The sequence below is a fragment of the Thermus brevis genome (assembly GCF_026427635.1).
In the GTDB taxonomy this organism is placed as follows: Bacteria; Deinococcota; Deinococci; order Deinococcales; family Thermaceae; genus Thermus; species Thermus antranikianii.
Genome location: NZ_CP102606.1, coordinates 1535186 through 1561238, shown reverse-complemented (window position 1 = coordinate 1561238; position 26053 = coordinate 1535186). Strand labels below are relative to the sequence as shown.

At 64.0% G+C, this 26053-nt stretch carries 29 protein-coding genes and 2 riboswitches; of the genes, 15 read left to right on the top strand and 14 right to left on the bottom strand.

Going from position 1 to position 26053, the window contains the following annotated elements; all coding sequences use genetic code 11:
- Positions 1 to 22: 22 nt before the first annotated feature.
- Entirely contained in the window at positions 23 to 256 is a 234-nt protein-coding gene (locus tag KQ693_RS08530; RefSeq protein ID WP_015717011.1) for a Sec-independent protein translocase subunit TatA/TatB, read from the top strand.
- Here KQ693_RS08530 and KQ693_RS08525 read toward each other — a convergent pair.
- The 4 genes from KQ693_RS08525 to KQ693_RS08510 form a co-directional block, all read right to left on the bottom strand.
- Positions 253 to 1257, bottom strand: coding sequence for a heparan-alpha-glucosaminide N-acetyltransferase domain-containing protein (locus KQ693_RS08525; RefSeq protein ID WP_038069173.1), 1005 nt, complete (start codon positions 1255 to 1257; stop codon positions 253 to 255). The genes KQ693_RS08530 and KQ693_RS08525 overlap by 4 nt on opposite strands.
- Complete coding sequence (locus KQ693_RS08520; RefSeq protein WP_267260930.1) at positions 1254 to 2381, bottom strand: polysaccharide deacetylase family protein; 1128 nt, start codon at positions 2379 to 2381, stop codon at positions 1254 to 1256. The genes KQ693_RS08525 and KQ693_RS08520 overlap by 4 nt, the downstream gene beginning before the upstream one ends.
- Positions 2382 to 2391: 10 nt before the next feature.
- Complete coding sequence (locus KQ693_RS08515; protein ID WP_267260929.1) at positions 2392 to 3297, bottom strand: NHL repeat-containing protein; 906 nt, start codon at positions 3295 to 3297, stop codon at positions 2392 to 2394.
- Between the two features lie 152 nt (positions 3298 to 3449).
- On the bottom strand, positions 3450 to 4682 hold the full coding sequence (locus KQ693_RS08510) for an Nramp family divalent metal transporter (RefSeq protein ID WP_038069165.1): 1233 nt from the start codon (positions 4680 to 4682) through the stop codon (positions 3450 to 3452).
- A gap of 87 nt (positions 4683 to 4769) precedes the next feature.
- Between KQ693_RS08510 and KQ693_RS08505 the strand changes: the two genes are divergently transcribed.
- From KQ693_RS08505 to KQ693_RS08480, 6 genes are all read left to right on the top strand, one after another.
- A complete protein-coding gene (locus KQ693_RS08505; RefSeq protein ID WP_267260928.1) occupies positions 4770 to 5216 on the top strand; it encodes a c-type cytochrome in 447 nt (148 codons plus the stop codon).
- On the top strand, positions 5216 to 5878 hold the full coding sequence (locus KQ693_RS08500) for a response regulator transcription factor (RefSeq protein WP_038069155.1): 663 nt from the start codon (positions 5216 to 5218) through the stop codon (positions 5876 to 5878). The genes KQ693_RS08505 and KQ693_RS08500 overlap by 1 nt, the downstream gene beginning before the upstream one ends.
- Complete coding sequence (locus KQ693_RS08495; RefSeq protein WP_219758817.1) at positions 5875 to 7125, top strand: sensor histidine kinase; 1251 nt, start codon at positions 5875 to 5877, stop codon at positions 7123 to 7125. Before KQ693_RS08500 ends, KQ693_RS08495 begins: the two co-directional genes overlap by 4 nt.
- A gap of 17 nt (positions 7126 to 7142) precedes the next feature.
- Positions 7143 to 7559: a hypothetical protein gene (locus KQ693_RS08490; RefSeq protein WP_038069151.1), complete on the top strand. Its 417-nt coding sequence runs from the start codon at positions 7143 to 7145 to the stop codon at positions 7557 to 7559.
- 12 nt (positions 7560 to 7571) lie between these two features.
- A riboswitch (Fluoride riboswitch) is annotated at positions 7572 to 7634 on the top strand.
- A 32-nt stretch (positions 7635 to 7666) separates the two neighbouring features.
- Positions 7667 to 9214, top strand: a complete 1548-nt coding sequence (locus tag KQ693_RS08485; protein WP_267260927.1) for a MutS-related protein — start codon at positions 7667 to 7669, stop codon at positions 9212 to 9214.
- Positions 9211 to 10671, top strand: coding sequence for a MutS-related protein (locus KQ693_RS08480; protein ID WP_267260926.1), 1461 nt, complete (start codon positions 9211 to 9213; stop codon positions 10669 to 10671). Before KQ693_RS08485 ends, KQ693_RS08480 begins: the two co-directional genes overlap by 4 nt.
- Positions 10672 to 10678: 7 nt before the next feature.
- Here KQ693_RS08480 and KQ693_RS08475 read toward each other — a convergent pair whose 3' ends face one another.
- The 9 genes from KQ693_RS08475 to KQ693_RS08435 all read right to left on the bottom strand — a co-directional run bounded on the left by KQ693_RS08475 (position 10679) and on the right by KQ693_RS08435 (position 18256).
- Positions 10679 to 11287 carry a hypothetical protein gene (locus KQ693_RS08475; protein WP_135255847.1) on the bottom strand — a complete coding sequence of 203 codons (609 nt, stop codon included), beginning with the start codon at positions 11285 to 11287 and terminating at the stop codon, positions 10679 to 10681.
- A gap of 5 nt (positions 11288 to 11292) precedes the next feature.
- On the bottom strand, positions 11293 to 12411 hold the full coding sequence (locus KQ693_RS08470; RefSeq protein ID WP_267260925.1) for an MFS transporter: 1119 nt from the start codon (positions 12409 to 12411) through the stop codon (positions 11293 to 11295).
- Entirely contained in the window at positions 12408 to 12743 is a 336-nt protein-coding gene (locus KQ693_RS08465) for a DUF190 domain-containing protein (protein ID WP_038071658.1), read from the bottom strand. The genes KQ693_RS08470 and KQ693_RS08465 overlap by 4 nt, the downstream gene beginning before the upstream one ends.
- Before the next feature lie 4 nt (positions 12744 to 12747).
- Positions 12748 to 13452 carry a metallophosphoesterase family protein gene (locus KQ693_RS08460; RefSeq protein ID WP_267260924.1) on the bottom strand — a complete coding sequence of 235 codons (705 nt, stop codon included), beginning with the start codon at positions 13450 to 13452 and terminating at the stop codon, positions 12748 to 12750.
- Between the two features lies 1 nt (position 13453).
- Positions 13454 to 13786: a hypothetical protein gene (locus tag KQ693_RS08455; protein ID WP_267260923.1), complete on the bottom strand. Its 333-nt coding sequence runs from the start codon at positions 13784 to 13786 to the stop codon at positions 13454 to 13456.
- A 95-nt stretch (positions 13787 to 13881) separates the two neighbouring features.
- A complete protein-coding gene (locus KQ693_RS08450; RefSeq protein ID WP_015716997.1) occupies positions 13882 to 14283 on the bottom strand; it encodes a hypothetical protein in 402 nt (133 codons plus the stop codon).
- Entirely contained in the window at positions 14283 to 14702 is a 420-nt protein-coding gene (locus KQ693_RS08445) for a universal stress protein (RefSeq protein ID WP_015716996.1), read from the bottom strand. Before KQ693_RS08445 ends, KQ693_RS08450 begins: the two co-directional genes overlap by 1 nt.
- Positions 14703 to 14734: 32 nt before the next feature.
- Positions 14735 to 15904: a cation:proton antiporter gene (locus KQ693_RS08440; protein WP_267260922.1), complete on the bottom strand. Its 1170-nt coding sequence runs from the start codon at positions 15902 to 15904 to the stop codon at positions 14735 to 14737.
- A 43-nt stretch (positions 15905 to 15947) separates the two neighbouring features.
- Positions 15948 to 16010, bottom strand: a riboswitch (Fluoride riboswitch).
- A 107-nt stretch (positions 16011 to 16117) separates the two neighbouring features.
- A complete protein-coding gene (locus tag KQ693_RS08435) occupies positions 16118 to 18256 on the bottom strand; it encodes an alpha-amylase family glycosyl hydrolase (protein ID WP_267260921.1) in 2139 nt (712 codons plus the stop codon).
- 90 nt (positions 18257 to 18346) lie between these two features.
- Between KQ693_RS08435 and KQ693_RS08430 the strand changes: the two genes are divergently transcribed.
- The 8 genes from KQ693_RS08430 to KQ693_RS08395 all read left to right on the top strand — a co-directional run bounded on the left by KQ693_RS08430 (position 18347) and on the right by KQ693_RS08395 (position 24884).
- The gene (locus KQ693_RS08430) at positions 18347 to 19033 is read left to right on the top strand and encodes a gamma-glutamyl-gamma-aminobutyrate hydrolase family protein (protein ID WP_267260920.1); all 687 of its coding nucleotides are present in this window, start codon (positions 18347 to 18349) and stop codon (positions 19031 to 19033) included.
- Between the two features lie 75 nt (positions 19034 to 19108).
- Positions 19109 to 20545 (top strand): DUF5666 domain-containing protein, encoded by a 1437-nt coding sequence (locus KQ693_RS08425; RefSeq protein ID WP_015716992.1) that lies wholly within the window; start codon positions 19109 to 19111, stop codon positions 20543 to 20545.
- Between the two features lie 91 nt (positions 20546 to 20636).
- Complete coding sequence (locus tag KQ693_RS08420; protein WP_015716991.1) at positions 20637 to 21155, top strand: YceI family protein; 519 nt, start codon at positions 20637 to 20639, stop codon at positions 21153 to 21155.
- Entirely contained in the window at positions 21152 to 21943 is a 792-nt protein-coding gene (locus KQ693_RS08415; RefSeq protein WP_015716990.1) for a cytochrome c3 family protein, read from the top strand. The genes KQ693_RS08420 and KQ693_RS08415 overlap by 4 nt, the downstream gene beginning before the upstream one ends.
- An 11-nt stretch (positions 21944 to 21954) precedes the next feature.
- Positions 21955 to 22395: a hypothetical protein gene (locus tag KQ693_RS08410; protein WP_041438249.1), complete on the top strand. Its 441-nt coding sequence runs from the start codon at positions 21955 to 21957 to the stop codon at positions 22393 to 22395.
- Positions 22392 to 23048 (top strand): response regulator transcription factor, encoded by a 657-nt coding sequence (locus KQ693_RS08405; protein ID WP_015716989.1) that lies wholly within the window; start codon positions 22392 to 22394, stop codon positions 23046 to 23048. Before KQ693_RS08410 ends, KQ693_RS08405 begins: the two co-directional genes overlap by 4 nt.
- Complete coding sequence (locus KQ693_RS08400) at positions 23045 to 24346, top strand: HAMP domain-containing sensor histidine kinase (protein ID WP_015716988.1); 1302 nt, start codon at positions 23045 to 23047, stop codon at positions 24344 to 24346. Before KQ693_RS08405 ends, KQ693_RS08400 begins: the two co-directional genes overlap by 4 nt.
- On the top strand, positions 24321 to 24884 hold the full coding sequence (locus tag KQ693_RS08395) for a hypothetical protein (RefSeq protein WP_267260919.1): 564 nt from the start codon (positions 24321 to 24323) through the stop codon (positions 24882 to 24884). Before KQ693_RS08400 ends, KQ693_RS08395 begins: the two co-directional genes overlap by 26 nt.
- Positions 24885 to 24889: 5 nt before the next feature.
- Here the strand turns inward: KQ693_RS08395 and lysA are convergent, their stop codons facing one another.
- Positions 24890 to 26053, bottom strand: coding sequence for a diaminopimelate decarboxylase (gene lysA / locus KQ693_RS08390; protein ID WP_267260918.1), 1164 nt, complete (start codon positions 26051 to 26053; stop codon positions 24890 to 24892).

Sequence of the window (26053 nt, the reverse complement as noted above, 5' to 3'; positions counted from 1 at the left end):
TTTCCCGGCCTAAGGTAGGGCTATGATTGACAGCCCAGCGCAGTTGGTGGCCATCCTGGTGGTAGCCCTTCTCCTGTTTGGGCCGAGGAAGTTGCCTGAGCTGGCCCGAGGCCTAGGGCAATCGGTGCGGGAGTTCAAGAAAAGCGTGGAGGGCCTGGCCGAGGAACCCAAAACGGAGAAGGAGGATCCACAAGCGGTTCCCCACGCTCCTCAGCCCAAACCCCCGGTCGAGGGTGAAAGGCCCCCTCGAGGCTAAAGGCGAAGGTATAGCCCCAGCCGGTCCAGAACCCAGAAGACCAGCCACCAGAACAGGATATAGCTGAGGGTGAAAAGGTATCCCCCAGCAGGCCCTCCATGCGCCAAGAAGGTTCCCAGGAGCAAGCTCCAAAACCCCCGGAGCCAGGTGAGCTTGAGGGCCAGGGGGAGGACATAGGCCAAGAGGGGGTTGGCCCCAAACGGGCGCAGGGGCCGGAGGATACCCCGGGGCAGGCGCTTAAGGACCTCCAGGGTCAAGGCCCCCAGGAACAGGGTTGGGAGGAGGTAGGTGGGAGTCCAGTAGGTCTTATCGGGTGGGAGAAAGGGCAGGAAAACTAGTCCCCCAACAAGGCCCAGTACCCCCCACGGCCAGAGGCTTCGCCCTTTCATGAGGGCCTCCCCCAAGCCCGTGGCCAAAAGGACGAAGGCGCCCGTGGGTATGGCGGAAGGAAGCCCCCTTAAGCCCAAGGGCATCAGATAGGTGCGGTTCAGATGGAGGAGCAGGTTTCGGTCCTCGGCAAAGATCCCCGGCCCTACTCCGGGTACGGGAACCAGGAGAATGGCCGCCCCGTAAGCAACCATGAGGAACAGGGCAAGAAGGGTACGGCGGAGGAGAGGAAGATCATAAAGCCAAGCCCCAAGCCAGTAGGCCAGGGCCAGAAGCTGCAGGACGTCCAAGGCAAAGACCCACCGACCCATCTGCAAACTGGTGAGACCCAGGCCTAGGAGGAACAAAAGAACGACCCGGCGAAGAATACGGAGTTCGTAGAGCCACTCGGCCACGCCCCTCCTTAGGGCGCTGGCGCGGCTAAAAGGGATGGCGGCCCCCATAGCCAGGAGGTACCAGGGGAAGACCAGGTCGGCGAGGTAGACGCTTCCGCCGAAGGGGCCGTGTTCCAGGTACGGGGGTGCCCCCGGGGGAAGGTTGTTGACGAAAAGCATGAGGGCCACGGTGAGCCCCCGAAAGGCATCCAGGGCCAGGCTCCGCGCCGAGAGCGTCATCGCTGGGCTAGTACCAGGCCCTCCACCGTACCCAAGGCGAGCCCCTGGGCCCGGGCCTTACGGATGAAGACAGGAAGGACCTTAAGGGTGTTGGCCACGTTGGCGTGAAGAAGAACGATGCCTCCCGGGCGGAGGTGGTCCTCGAGGCGCCTTTCCAGGACGGGGAGGGAAAGCCCCGCATAGTCCCCGGGATCATCGGTCCAGAAAACCGTGGTCAGGCCCAGGTCCCGGGCCACCTGGAGCACCGTGCGGTCGTACCGGCCCCCAGGCGGGCGGAAGTAGCGGGGAGAAACCCTGGTAAGGCGTTCCAGGACCTGGTTGCAAAGGAGAAGCTCTCTCCGGATCTCGCCTGGCTCAAGCCCGGGAAGGCGGACGTGGTGGTAGGTGTGGTTGCCCAGCTCGTGCCCCGCCGCCACCAGATCCCGGATGAAGTAGGGATAGGCTTCGGCGTTCCGCCCGATCACGAAGAAGGTGGCCTTAATCCCTTCCCGCTTGAGCAAATCCAGCAGGAGAGGGGTAAAAAGGGGATGGGGAGCATCGTCAAAGGTAAGGGCCACGTAGGGACGCCCAGGGTTGCCGTGGTAGAGGACACCTCCCCGGTGGCCTACCCGGCTGGCAAGGATTTGCTCGGCCCTCTCCTTGGCCCGGTAGGCCTCGGGGCCCTCGTACCGAGGGCGGTCCTCCAGAATGGCCTCCAAGGGCTTCTCCTGACGGATCCCGGGGTTCAACCAGAGGCGATCGTAGCCGAGGGGCGTCCTTAAAGCCAAAAACTCGGGCGCGCGGGCCTTCGGCACGCTGGCGGTAAAGAGGGGGAGGTCCTTTGGACCCGCGTAGGGAGCGGGGTAGATGGCCAGATCCACCTCGGCCAAGCTTACCCGGGCCTCGAGGGCACCCCTCACCGCCTCCTGGGCCAGGCGAAGAAGATTGGCAGGGGATGCTTCCCTAGGGGCGACCTGAAGGAGGACGTACCCCACCTCCATATAACCGTTGCCCAGGTAGTTTGCCCTCACCACCTGGGGAAGTCGCAGGGTCAAGGAGGGCAAGGGCTCCTGGGGCAGGGGTTTCGGTGGGGCATACCCCTCCACCAAAGGTAAGGGGGCCAAAGCCAGAAGTAAGGCCAGCATGATCTCCACTCTAGCGGATAAGGTCCAGGCCGTCAGGATACCGGAGGAAGCCCGGATCGCTGCCGGGAGTGTCGGTCCTACCGTACTGGAAGACCACCCGGTTTTCCTTGCGATCCACCACCAGAACCCGGTGTCGCCAGTCGTCGGTAAGGACCACAAGTCCATTCCTCAAGCCCAGGGCCACCGAGGGATGGTTGAGGTGCTCCTCCTTCCCCTCTGGGGCGTAGCGCCAGAGGAGGTGCCCCTTAAGGTCCACCTCCACCACGGCCCCTGGGGACCACCAGTCCACCACCAAAACCGTGCCCCAGGGCGTCAGATTGGCGTCGGAAGGGTAGTGCACAGGAAGGGAAATGGTGGCAAGTCGGTGGCCCTGTAGGTCCACCACCGCCAGGTCATGCCCAGCGATCTCCGTGACCAGAAGCCTGTCCTTCCCCAAGGGGAAAGCACCATTGGGCTTATTGAAAAACCCATCGGCGTTGCGGCAGACCCCTGTCCGGCCCAGGACCTTCTGTAGTTTTCCTTCCCGGCTAAAAAGGAGAATGCGGCAGTTTCGGATGTCCGCCAGGGCCAGCAGGCCCGAGGGCAAGGGCACCAGGTCATCGGGATTGTCCAGCTGACCCGGTCCCGCTCCGGGGTGGCCCGGCCGCCCGTAGAGCCAAAGCAATCGTCCCGCTGGATAGCCCACCGCACCCACCACATCCACCTCGGGATCGGTAATGTACGCCACCGACCCCCCGGGGGCCAAGAAGACGTCATCCGTATAGCGGAACGGTCTGGGCAGGGGAATCACCCGAACAAGCCTCCCCTCCCCAGCGAGCTCCACCAAACGGTGGTTGCCCGCATCAGCGATGACCACACCCTTGTCCAAGGGGTCTTTTGCCCAGGCGAGGGACAGCAACCCGAGGAGCGGGAGCAAGGCTATAGGCCTCATGCCCTGAGGAAAAGGCCAAACCCTGAAGTTGGCCTGAAGCAGGGCTCAAGGTAACGCTTGCAGAACTCTGCCGTAGATCACCCCTCTCCCCTCGAACCCTGGTTGCCCCAAATCCTTCCCTGTTGGCTTCTGCCCTCTCATGAACCCAGCGCCTGCTTGAGGAGGTAGAGGTTAAGGCCCAGCACCAGAAAAGTTGCCCCCCATCCCAGGAAACGGAGCCAGGAAGGTCCCAGCAAGGAACCCATCAGGTTGGGGTCCCCGCTGAACCGCATGAGCGGGAAGAGGGTGAAGGGAAGCTGCAGGGAAAGGAGCACCTGGGAGAAGACGATGAGGGCCATGGGGGAGGCGTGGAGGGTGAGGGCCAGGGAGGCTGGGAGTACCGCCAAAATCCGGGTCAGAAGCCGTAGCCGGGCCCGGTTGGCCTTAGCCCCCAGAAAACCCTCCACCACCACCTGCATGGCCAAGGTGCCGGTAACGGTGCTGGAGAGGCCGCTGGCCAGGAGGCCTATGCCGAAGGCGAACGCCGCCAAGGGCCCCAACAGGGGAACCAAAGTGTGGTAGGCCTCTCCAAGGTCCCGGATGACCAAGCCATGGGTGTGAAAAACGCTAGCTGCCACCACCAGGATGGCGGCGTTAACCAGCCAGGCCCCCGACAGGGCCAGCACCGTGTCCAGGAGGAGGAATCGATACACCCGCTTCCTCCCTTCCCCCAACCGGGTCTTCACCTGGGCGGAGTGAAGGAAAAGGTTATGGGGCATCACCGTGGCCCCGAGGATGCCCAAGGCCACATAAAGGGCCCCGGCATCCCCCAAGGCGGCGTTGGGAAGGAAAAGGTGCCGGACTAGTTCCAGGGCCGGGGGTCTAGCCAAGGCTACCTCCACCACATAGGCCAGGCCGATTACGGCTACCAGGGCGGTGATGGCCCACTCCAGGGCCCGGAAACCAAAGCGTTCCAGGTAAAGGATCAGGAACACATCGAGAACCGTAAGCCAGGCGGCCAGGACCAGGGGAAGGCCAAACAGAAGGTTTAAGGCCACCGCCATCCCCATGAACTCGGCCAGGTCCGTGGCCACCATGGCCAGGAAGGCGGTGAGAAAAAGAAAGCGCCCCCAGGCCCCGGGATAGTGCGCCCGCATATGCTCGGCGAGATCCTTCCCCGTGGCCACCCCGAGCCGGGCGGCGATGGCCTGAAAGAGAACAGCCATGGCGCTGGAGAGGGTCACCACGAAGAGGAGTCGGTAGCCATACCGGCTTCCCGCCTCGAGGCTCGTGGCCCAGTTTCCAGGGTCCATATACCCCACGGAAACAAGAAACCCCGGGCCCAGATACCACCACCATGGCCGGGCTTTAGGCGTGCCTAAAAGCCCCATGCCCTAAGGATACACCCAAGACCCCAGTCAGGGGGGTTTCATTTCCCCTTCAGCTCTTGGAGTACCCTGAAATCCTGGAGGTGAAGCATGAGGAAGTTGGGCTTCGCGGCCTTGGTGGTTCTCCTAGGTTTGGCCACGGCACAAAGCGGACAGGCCCTTTACGGACAGTACTGCGCCAGCTGCCACCAAGCCAATGGCCAGGGCCTACCCGGGGCCTTCCCCCCGCTGGCCGGGCATGTGCCCGAGATTCTGGCCAAGAAGGACGGACGGACCTATCTGCTCGATGTGGTGCTGTTTGGCCTGCAGGGGCAGATCAAGGTGAAGGGTCAGACGTACAACGGATCCATGCCCGCCTGGGGGCCCCAGCTCAAGGACGACCTTATCGCCGCCATCCTTAACCACATCACCACCGCCTTCAGCAACAAACCCCCGGCCGGGTTCAAGCCCTACACCGCAGATGAGGTAAAAAAGGAGCGGGCCAGGAAGCTTACGCCACAGAAGGTCTACGCCTTGCGGCAGACTTTGAAGCTCTGATGGGTACGAGGCTTCTCCTGGTGGAGGACGATCCCGACCTGGGAAGGACCGTAACCCAGGCCCTGGAAGAGCATGGCTTCCAGGTGGTCTGGGCCACCTCCCAGGAGGAGGCCTGGGAGGCCTTGTGGGATGTTCCTTTCCAGGCCCTGGTGTTGGATGTGCGCCTTCCCGAAGGGGAAGAGGCGGGATTCCACCTGGCCCGCACCCTGCGGGAGGCGGGCTTCACCCAACCCATCCTCTTCCTGACCGCCAAGGATGCCCTGGACGACCGGCTCCACGGCCTCGAGCTGGGCGAGGACTACCTGACCAAGCCCTTCGCCCTTTCCGAACTGGTTGCCCGCATACGGGCCCTTCTCCGCAGGGGAGAGGTGCGGCCCAGGCGGGTGGAAGTGGGAGAAGTGGTCCTGGAGGTGGAAGCCCGGAGGGTCCTCAAGGGCGGCCTTCCCATTGGCCTCACCGCTAAGGAATACCAGGTGCTGGAACTCCTCGTCCTTAACCGCGGAAGGGTTTTCTCCAAGGATGAGATCCTGGAGCGGATCTGGGGGCCCGGCTACGAGGGGGAGTCCAACCTGGTGGAGGTCTATGTGAAGAACCTGCGCAAGAAGCTGGGCGAGGAGGTCATTGAAACCATCCGGGGCCTAGGCTACCGTGTTCCCGGATGAGCTTGCGCCTCCGCCTTGCCTTGATCACCGCAGCCCTAGCCCTCTCGGGGCTGGGGTTAGGGCTCTGGCTCTCCAGCCTGTTCCTGGTTCGCTTGGCCCTGGCCGAGGTGGACCACGCCCTAAAGCTCCAGGCCAAGGTCCTCCTGGAAACCGTTCGGGAAGAGCCCGACCACCTGGTGCCCCCCGAGGTGGAGCAGGAGGTGCTGGCAGGGGAACTCCCGGGAGCAGCCTGGCTCTACCGCAAGGGAGAACTGGTTTGGTCGGGTGGGCTTTCTGCTCCTCCCCTTTTTCTACGCTCGGTCCAGGGCAAAACCCCCCAAAGCCTGGCTGGTTGGCGCATCTATACCCTCGAGAGCCAAGAGTACCGCTTGGTGGTGGCCCAGCCCCTGGGCGTGGTGGAACACCTGGCCCTCCTTTACCTACGCCTGGGCCTGCCCCTTCTCTTCCTGGTGGGGGTGGTCACCGGGGTGCTGGCCTACTTCCTAGCGGGACTGGCCCTCAGCCCCTTGCGCCGCTTGGCCGACGGGGCCATGCGCTTCCAGGTGGTGGAGCCCCCGGGGGGCCGTGACGAGGTGGCCCGCCTTGCCCAGGCCTTTGCCAAGCTCCTGCGCACCCTTAAGGCGGAACGAGAGCGGGAGCAGGCCTTCCTGGCCTTAGCCAGCCATGAACTGCGCACCCCCATTGCCGCCTTTCGGGTGGGGTTGGAGCGCCTGCTCAAGGCTCCCCACTTGGAACGGGACGCCCTGGCCAAGCTAAAGGTCCAGGCGGAGCGCCTCGAGGCCCTGGCGGAAAACCTCCTCGCCCTCTCCCGAACCCAGTCCCAGGACCTGCGCCTGGTGGAGGTGGACCTCCCCGAGCTGGCGGGTCTGGCCTTCGACCGCTTCCAACCCTTGGCGGTGGCCAGGGGGCGGGAACTTATCCTGGAAACCCAACCGGCCAAAGCCGTGGCCGATCCCCGCCTCTTGGAGAGGGCCTTGAACAACCTGGTTCACAACGCCCTCCTTCACGGCCAAGGTACGGTGTACGTGCGGACGGGGACCACGGATGGGCAGGCTTACCTGGAGGTCCAAGATGAGGGACCGGGACCATCCCCCAGGGCCCGGGAGGGCTTGGGCCTGAGGGTGGTGCGCCAGGTGGCCGAGGCCTTGGGAGCGAATCTCCACCTTGCCCAGGAGGGCGGGTTCCGGATCCGCCTGCTCTTCAGGCCCCCTTCAGCCTCTTCCCCTTCAATGGACCTTGGAGCGTAGGCTCCGGAGGTGAAGGGATGAAACGGATGCTTGGGTTCCTTATGGTTTCGGCTCTGGCCCTGGCAGCGCCCATGGGTGGCGGCCTCAAGGTGTCCAGCGTGTTCCCGCCCAGGGCACTGCCCCCGGGTACGGCCATCGTCCTGGAAGATGCCAAGGGCCTGGCGGTGTGGCAGACGGGCAAGGGCATGTTGCCGAGCGCCGAGGAGCTGGGCAAGGCAGCCTACGTGGTCTTCGCCTTGCCCCACGGGAAGAGCTACCGCTACGCCGTGGTGGGAAAGGCCAGTAGCCTCGAGGCCCTGCGGGTGCACATTGGGAAGAGCACCTACACCCTGGCCATCCTGCTTAAGAACCGCCATGTGGCTATCGGCAAAGACGGCAATTTGGTGACGGTTAAGGTCACCGCACCGGCAGCCCATGCCCCCAAAAAACCTTAAGGGGAGGTATACTAAAGAGGGGGCGATGGAGTCCGCCTGAACCGCCCGAAACGGGCTGATGACTCCTACCGGGAAACCGGTAGGAGTTTTTCTATTAGGAGGTGGCCGTGGCCAAGGAGGAACTTCTAAGATGGATGGGGAGGCCAAGCCTTTTGGGATCGGAGGAAGAGGTCCCCCCGGAGGTTCCCCCGCCTCCTTACTTCCAGGATCTGCTTCTGAACGAGTTGGAGGGGCTCTTCCTTGCTTCCCAGGACGGCTTTGGGCTCCTCAGCTTCTTCCGGAACCTTCCCAATCACAAAACGGCAGTGCTCCACCGCCAGGCGGTATGCCGGGAGCTGGAGGGAAAGGCCTCCTCCTTGCGGGGCTTCCTTCGCTCCATGGAGGAGGTGCGGGGGCGGCTTGGGCTTTCGCAAAAGGCCCGGCACCCCTGGCAAAAAGCCCTCTACCACCTGCAAGCCGTCCGGGCCTACCTTGCGGGGGTGGGGGCCTTGGGCCGGGACTGGTCCCTCCTTCCCCCCCATTCTCCAGGGTTGAGGGCGTACGCCGCCCACCTCGAGGCCTACTTGCAATCCCCTGGCTTCTCCAACCTACGCCGGGAAGCAGAAACCGTCTGGCAGGACCTGCAGGGGCTCCGTTACGTGCTCCATGTGCACGAGGGGCGGCTTACCCTTCGCGCCTACCAGGGGGAAGGGGATTACGGCCGGAGGATAATGGAAACCTTCAGGCCCTTCTTCGGCCCTTCTTCCCCCACCTTCCCAGAGCCCGGGATGGAAGAAGGCCCCATCCTCAACCACATAGAGGAGTGGCTCCTGGACCATCTGGCCCTTCTTTTCCCGGGGCCCTTTGCCCGCCTTCAGTCCTTTTTTGCAACCCATCAGGGGTTTTTGGACCCCGTTCTGGCCCGGCTGGAGCGGGAAGTGCGCTTCTTTCTGGCCTATCTGGACTTTCTTTCCCCCTTGCGTGCCGCGGGGCTTCCCTTTACCTACCCGGAACCTGCGGACACCCCACCCTTTTTCGTGGAGGGAGCCTTCGACCTGGTCCTGGCAGCCAAGCTGGTGGCCGAGGGAAAAGTGCCCATACCCAACGACTTTCGGGTGGAAAGGGAGCACATCCTCGTGATCACCGGGCCCAACCAGGGGGGAAAGACCACCTTTGCCCGTATGGTAGGCCAGGTTCACCACCTCTTCTCCCTGGGTCTTCCGGTGCCCGGAAGACGGGCCCGCCTCCTTCTACCCGACCGGATTCTCAGCCACTTCGAAGTCCGGGAAAACCCCGAGGACCTTAGAAGCAAGCTGGAATCAGACCTGCTGAGGCTAAGGGATATCCTTGAGCAGGCCACGGCTCGTTCCCTCCTCATCCTGAACGAGCCCCTGGCCTCCGCTACCCTCGTGGATGCAAGGATGATAGGCCGCTTTCTGCTGGAAAAGATACGCGACAAGGGGAGCTTGGCCCTGGTGGTCACGTTCTTGGATGAGCTTGCCCGTCTTCCCGGAACCAGGAGCCTGGTGGCAGAAGTGGATCCCAGTGACCCCTCAAGGCGGACGTTCCACATCCGTGAAAAGCCTGCGGAGGGTAAGGCCTACGCCCTGGCCTTGGCGGCCAGACACGGACTGACCTACGAGGCGCTGAAGCGCCGCCTAGGAGGCGGGGCATGAGGGTGGGACTCCTGCACCCGGACGAGGACCTAAGCCTGGCCAAGCCCCTCCCCTACTCCTGGGCCGAGGTGGAACACGACCTCGGGTTGGGAACGGTCCTGGAGGCCATGGCGGAGGGCGACACCTACCTGCTAGACGTAGCCCGCCAGGTCCTGGCCCAGGGATTATCCCAGGAAGCCCGGGTCATCCACCACCGTCAGGAGGTGCTCCGCGAGGCTTTAGAGCATCCCAGGCTCATAGAAGCACTTTACCGCCTGGCCGGGCAAACCCTGCAAGAAAAACGCAAGGAGTCCTGGGGTCTTTTCCGGCGGGATCGCCCCGATCTCTACGGGGGCATCAAGGCGATGGAGGCCCTTCTGAAGGGCTTACGGGGGGTACGGGAGCTCCTGGAATCGGCTCACCTGGCCACGAGGGGCTTTCGGAGTCTCAAGGATCAGCTGGCTGCCCACCTCACCCCGGAGTTTTTCCGGGAAGCGGAAGGGCACCTTCGAGCCCTGCGCTTTCCCCAAGGAATCTGGATGACGGCTTCCTTGGGCCCAGGGGGAAGGAGCCGGGACTACACCCTCTTGCTCCCGAAAAGAAACCCCATCCCCTGGCCCTTCGGCAGCAGGCCGAAGGCCTTCACCCTCACCCTTCACCCCCGGGACGAGGCTGGGGCAAGGATCCTGGGGGAGTTTCGGGAGAGAGGGGTGTTTGCCGCCGCACGCGCCTTGGCGCTGGCGGTGGAAGAAGTCACCCGGTTCTTCGAGGCTCTCCGAGCCGAGGTGGGCTTTCTCCTGGGAGCCATCCGGCTGGCCAACAGGCTTCGGGCACTAGGCCTGCCTTTAGCCTTTCCCGTTCCTGCCGAAGGGGTTCGCCTAGCCTTCCGCAACCTCTACGATGTGGGCCTTGCCCTTCGGCAAGGGTATGCGGTGGGCAACCATCTGGAAGCCCACGGCAAGAACCCGATTCTGATCACTGGGGCAAACCGCGGGGGCAAGACCACCTTTTTGCGTAGCCTAGGCCTAGCCCAAATCATGATGCAGGCCGGGCTTTTCGTGGGAGCCGAGTTCTTTGAAAGCGGGCTGGTGGACGGCCTATTCACGCACTTCAAACGGGAAGAGGACCCATCCCTCGAGGCGGGGAGGTTTGAGGAGGAGCTCAGGCGGCTTAGCGACCTGGTGGACCACCTGACCGCCCGGCCGCTCTTTCTCTTCAACGAGAGCTTCGCGGCCACCAGCGAGCCCGAGGGATCGGAACTGGGGGCACAGGTGATCCAAGCCCTGGTGGAACGGGGGATACGGGTGGTGTTCGTCACCCATTTCTACACCCTGGCGGCAGCTTTCTTAGGCAACGCCAAGGCCCTTTTTCTAAGAGCCGAGCGCCTCCCCGACGGCCGGCGCACCTACCGCCTCAAGGAGGCACCTCCCGAGCCCACCGCCTACGGCCTCGACCTTCTGCGCCGGATCTTCGGCTAGGCAAGGCCTAATTGGCCCCCGCCCAAGAGGAGAGGGCCTTGGCCAGGAGCTGACGGAGTTCCTGAAGATGCTCGGGGAACCCGGCAAGGGCTTCCCCGGGCCGCTCCGCCCTCCGGATTTCCTCCCCTAGGATCCGCTCCACAGCTGCCAGGATGCCGACAAGGCGCAGACGGAGAAAGCGCTCCGGATCAAACCCCTGCGGCCCATCCAGGGAGCGCTTGGCCAGCGTTTCCGCTTCGTAGAGTTCCCTGACCTCCACCCCCAGGCGCCGCCCCACCTCCATCAGATCCAAAAAGGCCTGGAGCACAGCCTGCTCCTTCGGGGGTTCGCCCGGAGCCAAGCGGGCTAAAAGGGCCAGAGCCCCTCCCAGCTCGGCGCGCAGGCCAAAGAGGTGGAACTCCAACACCTGACGGTCCGTTTGGCACTTGAAGAGTTCGTAACGCAACACCGCGTTTTCCTTCAAGGCGGGCGCCGCTTCCTGGCTTAGACGATCGTTTTGCGAGCGCAGAAAGGCGATTTCCTCCTGCGCTTTGGCCAGGCTGGCCCTGAGTTCCTCCACCATGCGGTCGCTTTCCGCATCCTTGGGTTTCGGACGATTCCGGCTGAAAAACCCCATGGTCTCTACCTCCGTATGCGAGCCAGAAGGGCAAGGAGGGCAAGGAGGGCAAAGACCTCGCTGCCGCCTACGAAGGCCATCGCACGAACCGGCGAGGTCTCGTAAAGGAAACCCATGGCCACGCTTCCCAAGAACCAGGCAAAGCCGAAGGCCGTGTCGAAAACCCCGTAGGCAAAGGCCGAACCCCCTAGGTAGCCCACCCCGGCCCGCAGGACGCTTTCCTGCAGCCCCAGAGCCCCTCCCCAAAGGAAGCTGCCCGTCCACCAAAGGGCCGGGTTATTCCCCAGGAGGAGGAGGGGGGCTGCGAGGGCGAAAAGGGGAGCAAAGAACAAGCTTCTTAGGCCCAAGCGGTCAAAAGCCAGGCCACCCAGGAGGGCAAAAAGGGCATCCGCACCCATGGCTAAAGCGTAGAAAAGGGGGATATGTACCGGCCCGGCCCCCAGCTTTTCCAGATGAAAGGCCAGAAGCTGAAAGTGCACGAATCCCAAGGCGAAGAGAGCGCTGTAAAGCAGGTAAAGGGAAAAGCCCGAGGGCAGGGGCTGGACCTGAAGGACCCTCTCCTCCTGGAGCTCGAGGCCGCGCGCCCGAAGGAGGAAGCCTAAGGCCAGGAGGGCGGGAAGAAGAAGGAAGGCAAAACCGAGACGGTAGCCTCCCAGGGCTACCCCCAAGGCCACCAGCAAGGGGCCCAGAAAGGCACCTATCTGGTCCACCGTTTCGTGCAGGCCAAAGACCCTACCGTGACCCACCTCCTTCCCGGCCCTAGCCAGAAGGGCATCGCGGGCAGGAGTGCGCAGACCTTTCCCGAGGCGTTCCAGAAAAAGAAGCAGGCCCGCCCCCACAGGACCTTGGGCCAAGGCCAGAGCCGGCACCGAGAGCAGGTTCACCCCGTAGCCCAGGTAGAGAAGGGGCCAGTGAAACCGAAACCGGTCTGCAAGCCCTCCGGAAACCAAGCGCACCAAGTAGCCTAGAAATTCCCCAAACCCGGCAACAAAGCCTACCAGGGCTGCAGAGGAGCCGAGGGTTTCCAGGAAGGCCCCAGCAATACTGCGCCCTCCCTCGTAGGTAAGATCAGCAAAAAGGCTCACCAAGCCGATGGCCACCACGAAACGCCAGGCGGGGTTCATCTCGCCTCCGGCGAAGATCTGATCACCTCCACCCGCTCCAGGGTGGCCAAGCCCTCCGCCAGCATCCCCTTCAGGACGTTCAGGAAGAAGAGGATCTTCTCCTGCGTATCCACTACCTCCACCATAACCGGCAAGTCCTCGGAACGAATAAATCTAGCGCTGTGGATGCGGGAGTGGACCCCGTATCCCAGAAACCCCTTAAAGGCTGTGGCTCCCGCCAGACCCCGATTCCTGGCTTCCAGGATTATAGCCTGGTAAAGGGGCCGACCCTCGTAGCGATCCGATTCACTCACAAAGATCCTCAAGAGCACGGCTTCCTCATGCCCCCGCATGCTTTCACCCAGCCCGTTCATATAGTCGGCGAAGCTCCGCCCTTTGCTCTTTGCCTAACGGCAAACCCTCCAGGGCCCCGAGAAGCCCCTGAAGGTCGTACTGTACACGGTAAAGTTGCGCACGCCCCTCCTCGTAAAGGACAAAGCTGGCCCTGGGATCCCCGTCCAAGGGTTGACCCGCCGAACCCGGGTTGATGAAGAGCCTGTCGCCGATACGGCGAATAAAGGGAAGGTGGGTGTGCCCGAAAACCACCACCTCAGCTCGCAGACTTTCTGCAGCCTCCATAAGAGCCTCATCCCCAGCCTGGGGATCCAGGCGGTAGTCGTACAGAGGGTCTTGCAGGCTCCCATGTATTAGGGCGAACCGGACACCATTCCCAGCCCAAACCGCATAAAGCGGAAGGCTACGGAGGTAGGCTAAGTCCTCAGGTCTAAGAGCCTTTTTGGTCCACTCCAGGAGAGCGCCGGCCAGGGGTGCTTTCCGAGGTGCAGCCTTGGGATTCCCTCCGAAGGCGACCGCATGATCGTGGTTGCCCCTGACCGCCACGGCCCCTACCCTCCGAAGCCAGGACACCACCCCTCGAGGGCTTGGGCCGTAGTTCACGGCATCACCGGCGAAGAGAACGGCCTCCACCGGGCCCGCCGCCCGCAGAATGGCCTGAAGAGCCCAGGTGTTGCCGTGCAGGTCACTCAAGATTAAGATGCGCATGCTACCTCCTCACGATCCTTTCCTCCGATAGGTCCCAGAAGCCTAGGAGTGCGCCCCACTCCGCCATGGCTCGGGCCCCCTTCTCCCCCTTGGGTCCCTCCGGAAGCAGGGGCAGGAGACCTGCCAAGGGCATGGCGTTCCCCTGGGCTTTCAGGGCTTCCAAGGCCTCCGGCCAGGGTAGGGCCTGCAACAAAAGGAGGAGGAGATCTGGAGGGGGATCCCAGGGAGCCTCCAGCCAGGCCCGGCCCTCCGGGGTTAAGCGGATGTCCATCCCCACCTGCTGGCTTAGCCCCACCTCCTCAGCGAGGAGCAGGGCCTCCATGGGTTCATCCACGGACCTACGCAGAACCTCCAGCACCTGGGGAAGTGGCTGGGGGTGTGGGGACAGGAAAAGTAGGGTACGGTGGAGGTCTTCGGGCCCCACCAAGACTAGCCTTTGGACCACGGCCACCTCCTTCTTCGGGAGTCGGTTTTCGGGGGCACCAAGGGAGGATACCGGGGCTCCTCGCCCTTAAGCACCCGGCGGTAGCGGTCTTGGAGGGAGCGGAGGTCGCGGATCCATGCCTCCTCCGGGGCCCGGGGGAACCAGTAGGGGCAGGGGCAAAGGCACCTCCAGTCCGCCACCGCAGGTTCCCTGGCCCAGGTGAAGGTGAAACGGCAGGCGAATAGAGCCGTTCCTTCCATGCGGAAGGGAACCAGGTACAGGCACGCCTGTGGATGGGCCAAGGCCTCGGGAATCGGGCAACGCCAGCAGTCCTCCGGGGTGATGGGTCGGTCCTCTTCGGCGCTACAGCGGCCCTCCTGACGGTAGGGGCAGGGAGGCAGTTCCATCAGTGCACCACCATCACGGCAGAGGGGGCGTAGCGCAACACCCTCTCCGAGACCGAGCCCAGCATCCAGCGCTGGACCGGGGTTAGGCCCCGCCGCCCCAGTACGATGAGGTCGAAGCCTTCCTCTTCCGCCACCCGCACCAGGGTCTCCGCCGGATGCCCCACCTGGCTTCGGGTTCTCAGGACCACCCCCCGCCGTGCGGCCTCGCGCTGGGCAAAGCGAAAGGCCTCGGCCAAGGGCCCTTTGGCCTCCTCCAGTACCCCTTCCAGCTCGATCCCCAGCTCTGCGAACTCCGGTGGCCGGACCACCGCCAACGCCAATACCTCCCCCCGGAAGGCCTGGGCCAGCTCCAGGGCAGCGATTAAGGCCTTCTTAGCAGGCTCCGATCCATCGTATCCTACCAAAATCCTACGAAACATGCCTTCTCACCTCCTCTTCCCTCAGCCCCAACCTATCCTTCATTCCGCACCTCCTCGAGGCCAATCCGCGCTGCCTGAATGTGATGGTGGGGCAGGAAGAAGCGGTTGGCGATCCAGGTGGGCACCACGGCGCTGGCGATGACCGCAGCCACCAGCAGGGAATACTGGTCTTCACTGATGATTCCATGGGTTAACCCGTAAAGGCTGCTGATGGTGCCGAAGGTGAGCCCTGTGGACATGAGGAGGGTGGTGTAGGCGGCATCCCTTCTCCGGTAGCGAAAGACCAGGGTGATGGGATAGACCCCAAGAACCTTGCTTACCATCTTGGTCAGCAACAAAACGAAAAAACCCCCCAGGCCGAGCAGGAGGGCGGGAAGGCTCACCAGGCTACCCGCCCTGATGAAATAGAAGGGCATGAGAAGCCCCAAGGTAAGGGTACGCAGGCGGCGGATCAACGCGTGGTCCTTGCCCACACTCCCGGCCAAAACCATACCCACCAGGTAGGCGGGAAGCACCGCCTCCGAGCCGCTCCAGGCAGCTAAGGCCCCCAGGGCGAAGAGGGCGAAGAGGAGAAACTTGGCCTCCAGTTCATGGGTGCTGCCGCCGTAGCGAGCGAACAGCCATGGGGTAGCCCGGATGAGCAGGTACAACCCTACCCCAAGGCCTAGGGCAAACACCCAGGTGGCCGTCCCAAAGGGGGCGAATAGGAGGCCCAAGGCCAGAACCGTCCCCAGGTCGTTGACGAAACAAGCGGCTAAAATCACCTTGCCAAAGGGAGTCTGGTTCAGCCCCAGCTCCAGCATCACCGCATAGACCACGGCCACGCTGGTGGTGGACAGGGCCACACCAGCAAGCCAGCTGGCCCGGGGATCCCAGCCCAGGAGGGCATGGGCCACGAAGGCTGACCCAAGAAACGGGGCAAAGAAGCCCGCGAGCCCTATGGCAAAGGCCTCCTTCCAGCTTCGCTTCAGGGTTTCCGGATCCAGCTCAGCCCCAGCCAGAAAGGTGAGGACAACGCTTCCCACCCCTGCCAGAAAGGTTACCCAGGATGCCGTGGTGTGAAGGGCCTCCTTGCCTATAAGGGCTCCTGCGGCTACCCCCACCAGGATCTCCGTTAGGGCCACGGAGACCCGGAACCAGATGGAAAGCAGGGCCGCCACCACCGCCAAGCCCATCCAGATTGCCGCCGCACTCCAGTCCATGGGGTTTCCTCCTTTCCGGGGTAGGAGAAAAGGCCCCTACCCCTTCTGGGTAGGAGCCATCAGCCCGGCTGGGCGGTTTCAGGCGGGCCCCATCGCCTCGAGGACATTATACGGAGGCGAGGCTGAAAGCGAGGTGAAGGAAAGCGAAGAGCCCATACCCCGTGGCAAGACCTACGTTCAGCCGCCCTGGCCAACGGGCTACCGCCAAACCCCCTACCGCCCCAGGTGGACCAGGTACCGGAAGCCCAGGGGGGGTAGGCTCACTTCCTTCCGGTAGGTGCGCCCCTCGAGGGGATCCCGCCAGCCCCCAGGAGGCAAGGGCAAGGTGACGGCCTCCACCCCGTTATTGAAGGCGGCAAGCACCTCCCCTTCTCCCGGCTCACCCCGGAAGAAGGCCAGAAGATGGCCCTCTCCGAAGTAGGTCCGGAACACGGCGCTCCTGAGGGCCGCAAGCTCCCGGCGCAGCCCCGCCAGCTCCTGGTAAAAGGCCAGGGTTTCCCCATGGCATTTCTCCCACTGGAAGGGATACCGGTTGAGCTCGTGAGGGGGGTCGGCCGGCCTTTCCCCGGTGAAACCGCACTCATCCCCCTGGAAGGTTACGGGGAGGCCGGGAAGGGCGTAGAGCATGGCCGCCGCAAGCCGCTGCCGGGCCCTGGCTTCCGGGCTGGGAACGTCCTTCAGGCCCCCGCCCCCAAGCTCGGTAAGGAGGCGGGCCGTATCGTGGGAGGTGATCAAGTTGAAGCCCATCCCGGCCACCGCCTCCGGGTAAAGGGCGTAAACCCGGGCTAGGTCCGCCAAGGCTCGGCGGGCGTTGTACAGGGCTAGGCTTCCCCCCTTAGCAAAGCGGAGGAGGATATCCCGGCCGATGGCGTAGTTCATCAGGGAGTCAAACTCATCCCCCCGAAGCCAGCTAGGATCCCTCTGCCAGATCTCCGCCACCAGGTAGGCGTCGGGCTTGATGGCCTTCAGTTCGGCCCGCATTTCCTTAAAGAAAGCGTGAGGATTTAGCACATCCCCGGGCACATCCACCCGCACCCCGTCAAAGCCGAAGCGTACCCAGTACTTGGCCACCTCGATCAGGTAGCGCTTCACCCCGGGGTTTGCAGTGTTCAGCTTGGGCAGGCTCCCTAACCCCCACCATCCCTCGTAGGCCGATCCGTCACCCGGCACAAAGGGCCACCGCTTGATGAAGTACCAGTTCCAGTAAGGGGAACGGGGACCCCTCTTTACCACATCCTGAAAAGCCCAAAAGCCCAGGCCAGTGTGGTTGGGGACGAAGTCAAAGATCACCCGCATGCCGAGGCGGTGGGCCTCGTCCAGCAGCTTGCGCAAGAGGGACTTGTCGCCGAACTTGGGGGAAACCTTGAGGTAGTCGTGGGTGTCGTAGCCGTGGGCCGACCCGGAATCAAAGATGGGATTCAGGTAGAGGACGCTAACCCCCAGGGCCTTCAGGTAAGGAAGCTTGGCCAGCACCCCGGCAAGATCCCCCCCGAAGTATTGGTGGCAGCAGTGCAGGGGGGAGGGGGGATCGCTCCAGTGGGAAAGATGGGGCTTGGGCCCAGAGGAGCGCTGCCACACCTGGTTAAAGCGGTACTCATCGGTTTCCAGGGCCAGGGCGTCGTTGCTGGAATCCCCGTTGTAGAAGCGCTCGGGGAAGATCTGATAACCCACCCCCTCGCCCACCCAGGCCACCTCGGCGAAGGGCCTTTCGGGAGGGTTAAAGGGGCCGAACACCTCCTCCTTGCCATCCTGGGTCCGCACCAGGATGCGGTAGGCTCCCACGCCTCCAGGTAAGGTCCCACGCCAAACCTCGCTTCCCGGAAAACTCAGCTGCAGGTGCATGGGGAGCCTCTTTCCCTGCACCTCCACCCAGGCGGCCGCCACCGCCCCCTCCCCTGCCCGGAAGCGCACGGAAAGCTTGCCGTCGGCATGGGACACATACTGGGCGTCCAACGGACCATGGGTGAAGTCCAGGGCCACAGGCCCCGCAGGAGGGGTGGGGGCTACCGGGGCCTGGACCACGATCACGGCGTTCTGACCCCCAAAGCCATCGTCCACACACCCTGCCGCCTTCGGGTCCACCATGGGCGTGCCGAAGGTGGGATCGTTGCACATGTCCCTGGGCCACTGGCCGTTGATGAAGAACTTGTACTGGTGCTCCCCTGGATCCAGGTCCACGGTTACCGCCCAGGATCCGTCCTCCTTCCGCATGGGGGTTTCCCCCCAGCTGTTGAAGGAGCCCCGGAGGCTTACCGAGCGCACCTCGAGGCCCGAAGGAGGTGTGTAGCGGAAGGTCACCGGGACCGCCAGGGCCAGGCTAAGCCATACCCACACCGCCAGGATTCTTCCCATATTGCCTCCCTTGCCTACCCGCATAGAAGCGCTTCCATAATACTGCCTCCACCCCGGCAGGCAACCCTCCACCTGGCGTAGCATGAAGCCATGCGCCTCATCGGTGTCGCCACCCAGTACCGCATGGCCGAGGGCCTCCTGGCGAAAAGATTCTGGGGCCTTCTGGAGTTCTATCTGGAAGCCCTCTCCTCCCAGGGCCTGGCCTATGTGCTCCTTCCACCCCAGGGCCCGGAGGCCTTGGAGAGGATCCTCCCCCACCTGGACGGCCTCCTCTTGCCTGGGGGAGGGGATGTGGATCCCCAGCGCTATGGCGAGGAACCCCATCCCAGGCTTGGCGAGGTAAGCCCCGAGCGGGACGAACACGAGCTTTTCCTGGCCCGCTACGCGGCGGAGAAGGGGCTTCCCACCCTGGGGATATGCCGGGGAATCCAGGTGATGAACGTGGCCATGGGGGGAACCCTTTACCAGGACCTCGAGGCCCAGGGCTTCCGGGAGATCCAGCACACCGAAAAAAGTCCCCCTCCTGCCCTGGCCCACGGGATGAAGCTGGTGGCCGAAAGCCCCCTCGCCCGCCTCTTCCCCCCTAGCTTCCGGGTGAACTCCTACCACCACCAGGGAATCAAGGACCTGGGAGAGGGCTTAAAGCCCATCGCCCTGGCCCCGGACGGCCTGGTGGAGGCGGTAGCCCTGGATGGGCATCCCCTTTTCCTGGGGGTCCAGTGGCACCCGGAGCTAATCAAGGAGCACTGGCCCCTTTTTGGCCTTCTGAAGGTCTAGGCCCAGGTGGGTGGGGTACCGGGCGTTTACGATCCGTTTACGGGAATGGGTTAGGGTGGCTACCGGAGGTGAACCATGGCTAAGGAGGTGCGCTTTTCGCGGCTGGTCTGGCTGGCGCTGGGCCTAGCCATCCTGGCATCCTGCCAGCTGAACCCCTCGGGGTCCATTCCCCAGGCAGTCCAGGTGGCGGGGGTGGTGGGGGGCACGGAAACCAAGCCCACCCTTCTGGGGAAGCCCTTGGACCTGCAAGGAACATCCCTGACCAAGGAGGGGGAACCCTATGGCGGCTCGGTCCTGCCGGGTATGGTGGTGGTGGCTCAGGGCACTGACCAAGGAAACACCCTCCGCCTCCAGAGCCTCGAGGTGCAGGTAGAACTCAAAGGCCCCATCGCTGCCCTGGACGTGAACGCCGGAACCCTCACGGTCCTTGGCCAACAGGTCCTCACCGATGCCAACACCCGGATTTATGAAAAGGTGGGGGGTTCCTACCGCACCCTGCTCCTTGCCGATCTCGCAATAGGAGATGTGGTGGAGGTCCAGGGAACCACTACAGAAACCGGCATCCTCGCCACTTATATTGAACGCCACCCCAGGGGAAACAACGAGGTGGAGCTGGAAGGCCGGGCCACCAACCTGGATGAGCCGGCCAAGCACTTCACCCTGAACGGCTACACGGTGGACTACGGCCAAGCCCATGTGGTGGGAACCCCCAGGGAGGGGGCGTGGGTGGAGGTGAAGGGAACCCTTTCCGGTACCCTCATTCAGGCTACAAAGGTGGTGTTCAAGACCTCGGGGAACAACCAGTTCGGAGCCTCGAGGCGGGTGGAGCTGGAAGGACCCATCCTCGGGCTCGATCCCACCCAAAAGACCTTCCAGCTCCTTGGCTACACCGTGGACTATAGCGCCGCCAACGTGGTGGGCACTTTGGTTGACGGGGCCTACGTGGAGGCCAAGGGCCAGGTGGATGCCAACGACCCTACCCTCTTCCACGCCCAACTGGTGAAGGTAAAGTACCCCAAGAGCTACCCGGCCAAGGCGGAGGCCAAGGGAACGGTAAGCGCCATAGATCACCAGGGCAATACCTTCTCCCTGGGGAGCCTTGGCTTCTACGTGGACGCCAACACCGTCCTCAAACGCGATGACCCCGACGGCCCCATCGCCTTCACCGACATCCAGGTGGGGGACTACGTGGAGGTGCAGTACGACCCCACCCGGACCGATGCCGATATGCGCTACTATGCCGTCAAGGTGGAGGTGAAAACCAGCCAGGACGGCGAGGGGATGGAGGAGTGGGAGGGCCCAGTTTCCCACCTGGATGCCACCAGTTACACCTTCCAGCTACTGGGATATACCGTGACCACCACAGAGGCTACCCGCTTTGAGTGGCGCGACCAAGCCTATAGCCGGGCGGACTTCTTCGCCCTCTTGCAGAACGGAGACCGCGTGGAGGTAAAAGGGACTCTTTCGGGAACCACCATCGCCGCGGAGAAGGTGGAGCTTAAGGGCCGCTAGGCATAAGGGCCTGGGGGCGGGGCCAAGGCCCCGCCCCTTGCTTACGCCCCGTTTACGCTTTCCTTCTAACCTCGAGGTGGGAGGTAAGGCGATGTTGCGGGGAATAGCGCTTCTTTTCCTACTGGGATGGGCCGCGGCCGCCACCTACCAGGTGAGCGGGGAGACCCTCTACGAGGCCCGGGCTCCCCTGGGGGCTTTCCGTGGGGTCAACCCTACCCTCGAGGGGCAGGTGGTTTTTAAGCTTACCAAAGGATTCCTACAGGGACGGGTCTGCCTGGATCTTTCCGCCTGGGATTCCACAGAACCCTTACGGGACCGGCATACCCGGGAAATGTTCCAGGTGGACCGGTACCCCCGGGCCTGCCTGAACATTCAGGGCTTTGATCCTGGTCAGAGCCTAGTCCAGGGTACCCTGAGCCTTCACGGCGTGGAGCGCAAGGTAGCGGTTCCCGTCCGCTACACTTTGGAACAAGGGGGGCAAACCCTGCGCTTTGAGGCCGAGTTTGAGCTCCCCCTCAGCGACTATGGGCTCAAGGCCCCCAGCTTCATGGGCATGCGGGTCCAGGACCGGGTGGTGGTCCGGGTCAAGGGCCAGGGGGTGGCAAGGTGAAGCGGCTTTGGCTCCTTCTCCTTTTGGGCTTGGCCCTAGCCAGCGAGGGAGAGCGCTACCTCTATGTGCGCTGGGACGCAGACCAGAACAGGGCCTTCCTCTCGGATGGCTCTCCCCTTCCCCCTGGCCTTGCGGTGGTGCCTGGACAGTACGTGGAGCTGGAGCAGGGACAGATCAAGCCCAAGAGGCAGTGGCAGCCACCCCAGGACCTGGTCAAGGTCTACCTGCCCCGGGAGGTGGGCCGTGTGGTCTTCAGCCACGAACGCCACTTTGCGGCCCTGGGGGCCAAGGGTAGCACCTGCGAAACCTGCCACACCGTCCTGGACGAGAACAAGGTATGGAAGAGCAGGGCCCAGGTCCCAGCCCTCGAGCCCCACGGGGCCACCTCCCTAGGACGGTTCTGCGCCACCTGCCACGACGGTAAAACCCAGCCTGCTGCCCTACGGGGAAGCCAAAGCCCCCTTAAAGACCCCATCTTCACCGCATGGGGCCGCAAAGGCGACGCCTCCTGCTCCCAGTGCCACGCTCCCAAAAGCCACGGCCGGGACTTCACCTCAAGCCACGGGAAGTGGGCCGAGGAAGGAGGGGCCAGGGAGTGCGCCACCTGCCACCGGGGAGTTTCAAGCCTTTCATCTCAAGAGGCCCTGAAGGTCCAGGCCTTCCAGCGGGCCCAGCTGGCCCTGATCCAAAACCCGGAGGACGAAAAGGCCTTTAACGTCACCCTGCCCCCCAACTTCTGCGCCTACTGTCACGGGCTGGACGGAAAAGCCTGGGGCAAGCGAGACTAGGGAGGGAGGTCATGGGCGAAGTGCTGCAAAAGCGATTTCCCGATATGGTGGCCCTTTTCACCGGCTTGGGTTTCCTCACCGTCTTAGCAGAGCTGGTTCTGACGGACCACACGGAGGGTATCCGCATCCTGGCACCCTTAGCCGCCGGGATGGGAGCGGGGGCCATCCTCCTCGGCCTCGGGTTCCCGAGAGGAAGGGTTTGGGCCACGGGGCTTCTCCTCCTGGTGGGGGGCATAGGGCTTTTGGGCCTGGTAGAGCACATGCAGGAAGCCCTGGAGGCCTTCTCCCCTTCCGTGGTCCGGCTGGTGGACAAGGAGGGGTGGGAATACCCCGCCTACCCCGGGCCTTTGAGGGAAGGGGAAAAGGAAGGCTCTCCCCCACCCCTGGCCCCACTAGCCTTGAGTGGGCTTGGGCTTCTTGGAGCCTTAGCCCTTCACGCCCGGAAGCCATGAGGATCTTGGTGGTGGAAGACGAGCTAGGCATTCTGGAGCCCATCCTGGCCCTCTTGCGGCGGGAGCGGTACGAGGCCCTCGGGGCCAGGAACCTGGAAGAAGCCTGGAGCCTCTTGGCCGAGGGGGAACCCGATGTCCTCATCCTGGACATCATGTTGCCCGAGGGGGAGGATGCGGGCTTCCGCTTCGCCGAGGCCCTGCGCCAAGGGGGCTTCCGCGGGGGCATCCTATTCCTCACCGCCAGGGATGCCCTCGAGGACCGAATCCATGGCCTGGAGCTGGGCGGGGACGACTACCTGGTAAAACCCTTCCACCTGGAGGAGCTCCTGGCCCGAATCAAGGCCCTCGCCCGCAGGCATGCCGACTTCAAGGGGCGCATCCTGCGAAGGGGTTCCCTCGAGGTGGACCTGGTGGCCAGGCGGGTGATCCTGGGTGGGAGGGAGGTGACCCTTTCCCCCAAGGCCTTTGCCCTCCTGGAGCTTCTGGCGCAACACCCCGACAGAACTTTTAGCCGCGAGGAACTCCTCGAGCGCCTCTTCCCGGGAGCCGAAACGGATGCGGTGCTCCGGGTGTACGTGCAAAAGCTCCGTCAAAGCCTTGCCCCCTGGGTGGTGGAACGGGTACCCGGGGGCTACCGCCTGGGGAAGCCATGAGCCTGAGGGCGCGCTTAGCCTATGCCTTCTTCCTTTTGGCCGCCGCCATCGGCCTCCTCTCCCTCCTGCTGGGGTACCTGGTCTTTCGTAACCTGGTGGAGCGGGACATCGCCTTGGATCTCTCGGAGGTCACGGGGCGGGTCCTGAAAGCGTTGGAAATCACCGAAACAGGCCCCAGGCTCAGGCAGGGGGATGTCTTCCTGGGAACCCACTACGTCTTCGGCTTCCGTCTTTCCCGGGATGGAGTGCCCGTTCTGGAAGGAGGCTTCGCCCCCAAGGAAGGAGAGGCCTGGCGCACGGCCAAGGTCCCCTGGAAGGAGTACGTGCTGGAGGTCCACCTCCGGGTTGAGGAGTACCGGCGAGCCCTTGGCACCTACCTCAGGGCAAGCCTGAGCCTCCTCTTGCCCCTGCTGCTCCTAGCCGCCCTTCTCGGGTCCTACTTCGCCGGGGTTCTTTCCAGGCCTCTCCAGGAGCTGGCCCAAGCGGTGGAAAGCCTCTCTGCCCTGCGCTTTCCCAAGCCCCTGGCCCCGGTCCGGGAGCGGGAACTCGCCCGGGTCATCCATAGCTTCAACCGCCTGGTGGAAGCGGTGCGGGGAGCGCTGGAACGGGAAAAGCTCCTCACCCGCTACGCATCCCACGAGCTTCGGAGCCCCCTGGCGGTGCTACGGAGCCAGGTGGAGGCACTCAAGGGAGGCCTTCTTCCCCTGGAACAGGTTCTCCCCCACCTGGAAGGCGCCTTGGCCCGCATGGAAGGGACCCTCGAGGGACTCCTGGCCTTGAGCCGGGCGGAGGGGGACCTGGAGGTGGACCTGCTGCCCCTGGAGCTTACGAGCTTTCTGAGGGACTACCTGAAAGGTCAGGCGGGAGTGCGGTTTCGGCGCCTTCCCTCCAAGGAAGGCGGCCCAGGGCCAGGCCAGATGGACCCAGGACCTGCCGAGCAAGCCTGGATCCTGGCCCATCCCCTTCTGCTGGAAAGGATGCTGGATAACCTCTTGGAAAACGCCCTTCGCCACGGGGCACCCCCCGTGGAGATCGGGCTTGGTGGGGGAAAGGAGGAGGTGGTCATAGAGGTGAGGGATCATGGGCCCGGAGTCACGGAAGAAGCCCTGCCCCACCTGACCCGGCCCTTTTTCCGGGAGCGTAAAGAGCGCGAAGGGCTAGGCCTGGGCTTGGCCTTGGTGGAGCAAGGGGTGAAGCGGCTGGGCGGGAAGCTGGAACTGGAAAATGCCCGCCCGGGCTTACGGGTACGCTTGAGGCTTCCGAGGTGGCGCGGTGAAGCGGCGAACCTTTCTCGTTAAGCTCCTCCTCCTGGCCGTGGCCTTCTTGGCCCCGGTGTGGGGAGAAGAGGAGAAGGAAGGGGAGAAAAAGAAGGGCGAGGAGGGGAGAAAGCGCAGGGACGAGGCCAAGGAGGAGAACCGGCCCACCCTCCGTTACTACGGCCAGGTGGAGGGGGTTGAGGAGGACACCCTATGGGTTGGCGGCCGGGCCCTGCGGGTGCGCACCTCCCTTCTTCCCTACTTGGCTCCTGGCATGGTGGTGGAGGTGGGCCCGGAAGGCCTCGCCGTGTTGAGCCCGGCCACCTGGGCCTACTACCAGGGTCCTGGAAACCTGGTGGGCCTGGGCCAGGGACCGGTGCGGGCCTGGTGGGGGGAGGGCGGAGTACTCTGGCGGGTTCTGCCCGGGTATAACGGACAGGCCTCGCTGGTGGCCCGGTACCGGCAAGGAACCTGGCAAGCGGTGCCCAAGGGCCTAAGCCTCCCCCGCCCTCCGCAGGAGGGATGGTGGCTTTTAGCCCTGGAGGGCAAAACAGGAAAGTTGATCCGGCGGCTGGAGTGAAGGGGCTAAGCCTCCTCCCCCTCCCAAAGCCGCTCCCAGGGCTCCCGTGTCCGAAGCACCTCCCACCCCGCCCCGGTCCAAAGGAGCTCCAAGGGCCTTGGAGTGTCCAGGTAGGTAAGGCTCATGCTGGCCCCGTAGGCTCCAGCCTCGAGGATAGCCAAGGCTTCCCCCTCCTGGGGCACGGGCAGGCGCACCTCCCGCTCCAGGATGTCGCCTGCCTCGCAGGCGGGACCCGCCAGGTCAAAAATCCCTTCCTCCCGGCCTTCCCGAGGGTAAAGGGGCAGGATGGGGTGGCGGGCCCCGTAAAGGGCAGGCCGGATGAGACTGGTCATCCCGGCATCCAGGAGCACATACCGCCTGCGGGTTTCCTTCAGGCCCACCACCCTGGACACCAGGACCCCTGCCTCGGCCACCAGGTACCTTCCCGGCTCCAGCCAAACCTGGGCCCCATAAAGCCGGGCCAGGCTCTTCAGGGGTTCTTGGAGAGCCTCCAGGGGGAGGTCCAAGCCGAAGCCCCCTCCCAGGTTCAAGACCGCCACCGGCCCCACCTGGGGATAAAGAGCCTCGAGGACCCCGTAGCCTTCCAGGAAATCCTCCACCCGGCTCAAGGCCGAACCCAGGTGCAAATGGAGGCCCAAAAAGGTTAACCCCTTTTCCCGGATAGTTCTCACCAGCCCCGGCACCGCCTCCGGCAACACCCCAAACTGGCTTTCCCCCCTGCCCGTGGCCAGGTGCCCGTGGGTGTTCACCGGGAGGTCCGGGTTCACCCGCAACAACACCCTGGCCCCGGGAAGGTACCGGGCCACCCGCCCCACATCCCCTTCGGAGTCCAGGACCACAAGGGGTTCCCGCCCCTTTAGGGCGGTAAGGGCCTCCGGGGTCTTAACCGGACCGTTCCACACCACCTGGTCCGGGCCAAAGCCCGACCGGTAGGCCCGGAGCACCTCCCCCAGGGAAACCGCCTCGGCCCCGAGGCCAAGGGCCCTGAGGCGCCGAAGAAGCCCAAGACGGGGGTTGGCCTTCAGTGCGTAGAAAAAACGGGCAAAGGGGAAGGCCTCCCTCAGGCGCGCCAGCTGGGCCCGTACCCGCCCCCAGTCGTAGGCGTAAAAGGGCGTGGGATACCGATCCAGGGCTTCTAGCAAGGCTCTTTGAAAGGTTGGATCCAGCAT